Source organism: Variovorax sp. 10N432, assembly GCF_056394465.1.
This window is the reverse complement of sequence record NZ_JBFTHX010000166.1, coordinates 1-403: the sequence shown is the minus strand read 5'-3', so window position 1 is coordinate 403 and position 403 is coordinate 1. Positions and strand designations below refer to the sequence as shown.

The following is a 403-nucleotide window of genomic DNA, read 5'->3' as shown; positions in this document are numbered from 1 at the left end:
GTTTTCTTCACGGAGGAACGTTCGCAATCGGCACAACCTCAACGAACACAACCGCGATTAGCATTATGCCTGAGAATCGCAAGGGCGAAGGTATTAGTTACTTCAGCTTGTTCATGAGCCTAGCGATGGTAATTGGTCCGTTCGTCGGGCTGACGATTACGAAACACGGCGGCTACAATTCACTGTTTATGTTATGCGCCGTATTTGCGCTAATCGCTTTTGCACTAGGAGCCAGTGCTAAGAGCAAATCGACTGCAAAAGCCCAGGAGGCATCGAAGGCGCAATCGGGGCTATCTCAAACTACACATACCCAGGTTAAGACTAAGCTGCAATGGAGTAATCTCTTCGAACGTAAAGTATTGCCTATTGCCGTTAGCGGCTTCGTCGTCGCATTCGCTTACAG

General features: G+C 48.9%; 1 protein-coding gene. It reads left to right on the top strand.

Annotated features, from left to right (window positions below; genetic code table 11):
• Positions 1-26: 26 nt before the first annotated feature.
• A partial coding sequence (locus AC1DF3_RS37170; RefSeq protein WP_478142838.1) for an MFS transporter occupies positions 27-403 on the top strand: 377 nt, incomplete at its 3' end.